The sequence below is a fragment of the Kitasatospora sp. NPDC057512 genome (genome assembly GCF_042802135.1).
Classification (GTDB): Bacteria; Actinomycetota; Actinomycetes; order Streptomycetales; family Streptomycetaceae; genus Kitasatospora.
The window spans coordinates 1-2,271 of record NZ_JBHVET010001038.1 but is presented as its reverse complement, the minus strand read 5'-3'; the positions used below and the strand labels follow the sequence as shown (position 1 = coordinate 2,271).

The following is a 2,271-nucleotide window of genomic DNA, read 5'->3' as shown; positions in this document are numbered from 1 at the left end:
GGTGCAGCAGTTGTCGAGGATGCCGGTGAGCGCGCTCTTCTCGGCGCTGTCCACGCTCAGGCCGTAGTACTGCTTCACCTGGACCCAGGCACGGGCGTAGGTGCAGCGGTAGGAGGCCTGGGGGAGCCACTCGGCCGGGTCGCGGTCGCCCTTGGAGCGGTTGCTGCTCGCGGAGACCAGCAGCAGCTGGGGGCGGGTGACGTCGTTGGCGAAGGCCTGGCGCTGGGGGGTGGTCCAGGCCCAGGCGCCGGAGGCCCAGGCCTCGGAGAGCGGCACCAGGTGGTCGACGTCGAAGGAGGAGGCGTTGGTGGTGGTCGCGCCGTCGTACGGCGAGGACCAGTTGCCGCTGGTGGCCTTGCAGGAGGTGTCGGTGGCGACGTTGCTCCCGTCCCGCTTGACGACCCACTCGCGGGTGTCGCAGGTGCCGCTGATGGTGATCCAGGTCGGGAACAGCGTGCGGTCGTAGGTGTCGCCGTGGGTCTCCGCGGCGGCGGGCATCGCGGCGAGGTAGCCGCGGGCGGTGGCCGCGGAGATCGGGGTCGGCAGGGCGGCCTGGGCGGGGGTGCCGGCGGTGACCACGGTCGCGGCGGCGAGGGCGGCGGCAACCGGTATGCAGGACAGGAACCGGCGCGCGGGTGCGGTGGGGGCCATGGCGGACGCTCCATCATCAGATCGGATGAACTGCTGAATTGCGTGCGCCAGTGTGGCGATTCGATGACCTACGCGGGTAGACCCGGGAAGTGAAATCCTCGTGCACATCGGACGTGCACCGGACAAGTCCGGCGCGCGTCACGGAGGTTCACGAGGATTTCACGGGGATGTGTCCGGTTTTCCGGCTGCCGCCGGGAGTTCAGTCGCGGCGCCGGCCCGCCATCCAGACGTAGACCAGGATGCCCGCGAACAGGAACAGGACGCCCTGGTAGACGGCGGCGTAGCCGGCCCCGGCGAGCAGCCAGAGCGAGAAGGCGAAGGCGCCCAGACCGAGGACGGCGTCGCGCACCAGCCACCCGGGGTCGACCTTCTCGCCGGCCCCGCGCACCAGCCAGTACAGCTGGGCGGCGGTGGAGAGCAGGTACGGCACGGTCGCCGTGAAGGTGGTGACCAGCACCAGCATGTCGAAGGCGCCCTTCGCGCCGCTGGCGAAGTTGAGCACGGTCAGCGCCGAGGCCAGCGCCACGCTGACCAGCACGCCGAAGGTCGGCACCCCGCGCCGCTCCTTCCCGAAGACGGCCGGGAACAGGCCGTCCTTGGCGGCCGCGTACGGCGCCTGGGCGGAGAGCAGGGTCCAGCCGTTGAGGGCGCCGGTCATCGAGACCAGCGCGGCGACGGCGATCGCCGTGCCGCCCCAGGTGCCGCCGAACATGGCGTTCACGGCGTCCGAGAACGGCGCGGCGGAGTGGACGAGCTGCTGGTGCGCCACGGTGCCGAACACCGCGAGGGTGCCGAGCAGGTACACCACCGCCGCACCGGCGGTGCCGAGCACGCTGGCCCGGCCGACGTTGCGCTCCGGGTCACGGACCTCGCCGGCGCTCATCGCGGCCGACTCCACGCCCAGGTAGCTGAACAGCAGGATCGCCGCGGCGGCGGACATCCCGCCGGCCCAGCCCTGGCCGCTGGCGTCGAAGGGCCCGAGGTTCTTCGGGTCGAAGAAGAACAGCCCGCCCACCGCGACCAGCAGCAGCGGGACGAACTTCAGCACGGTGGAGACGAGTTGGACCGCCCCGACGAAGCGGGTGCCGGCCAGGTTGGCCAGCGCCGGCAGCCACTGGAAGGCCAGCGCGGCGGTGATCTCCAGCGGGATGGAGTGGTGCAGCGGCAGCAGCACGTCCAGGTACCCGACGGCGGCCACGGCGAGCGCGGCGTTGCTGACCCAGGTGGTGATCCAGTACGACCAGGCGGACAGGAAGCCGGCGAAGTCCCCGAAGGCCTCGCGGGCGTAGACGTACGGTCCGCCGGTGCGCGGGTTGCGGCGGGCCAGCTGCCCGAAGACCAGCGCCAGCGCGATCGCGCCCACGGTGAGCACCACGAAGGCGACCAGGCTGACCGTGCCGAACGGGGCCACGGCGGCCGGGATCATGAAGATGCCGCCGCCGATGATGTTGCCCATCACCAGGGCGGTGGCGGTCGCCAGCCCGAAGCGGCGGCCGGTCTTCCGCGGCGTCGGGCCGGCCGGTGCGGTGCCGGTGGGCGGGGAGCCGACCGGCCCCGGGGTCTCCGGGCCGCTCGGTCGGGTCGCCTGCCGGGGTGCGGCGGGACTGGTCTGCATGAGGG

General features: G+C 72.5%; 2 protein-coding genes. Both read right to left on the bottom strand.

What is annotated here, in order from left to right:
- Positions 1-651, bottom strand: a 651-nt coding sequence (locus ACFU6K_RS37245; protein ID WP_380670819.1) for an HNH endonuclease family protein, incomplete at its 3' end; no start/stop codon positions are given.
- 199 nt (positions 652-850) lie between these two features.
- Complete coding sequence (locus tag ACFU6K_RS37240) at positions 851-2,266, bottom strand: amino acid permease (RefSeq protein ID WP_380670821.1); 1,416 nt, start codon at positions 2,264-2,266, stop codon at positions 851-853.
- Between the last annotated feature and the right edge of the window lie 5 nt (positions 2,267-2,271).